Below are 497 nucleotides of genomic sequence, written 5' to 3' on the forward strand. Positions count from 1 at the left end.
GCAAGTAATCGGATCCGTAGTCTACCATTAGTCGTAGTGGCAATAATTTGTGATAAATTTTGAGTCATATGTAGTAATCCTTTGTTAAGGATATTAGATCACAAAATTATCGGAATTGGTATTAGATCACAAAATTATCGGAATTGGTATTAGCAGAATACAACGACAAGACTCTGGGCAAAAAAAGGAACGAGGCCGAGAGCGGTTAAGCAACAGCAGTTTGAGTATGCTTATCTTTTTGGTGCTGTTTGCCCGGCAACAGGAGATACCGAAGCACTAATCGCTCCATTGATGAATATGGATGTAATGGAAAAGCACTTTGCATTGATATCCCAAAAAGTTCCAAAGGGACGACACGCCGTTATAGTGGTAGATGGTGCCGCTTGGCATCAAGCCCACTTAACCAAGAAGTTTAATAATTTATCAATCATAAAATTCCCCCTTTACTCACCTGAGCTGAACCCTATTGAACAAGTATGGCAATGGTTAAGACAAAA

Annotated in this window: 1 pseudogene; it reads left to right on the top strand. The window is 39.4% G+C overall.

Features of this window, described 5'->3' with window-relative positions:
* Window positions 1-153 precede the first annotated feature (153 nt).
* Window positions 154-497 (top strand): annotated as a pseudogene (locus H4J59_RS00515) (IS630 family transposase); the annotation flags it as partial.

Origin of the sequence: Colwellia sp. MB02u-10, from assembly GCF_014077185.1 — a bacterium.
Lineage (GTDB): Bacteria > Pseudomonadota > Gammaproteobacteria > Enterobacterales > Alteromonadaceae > Cognaticolwellia.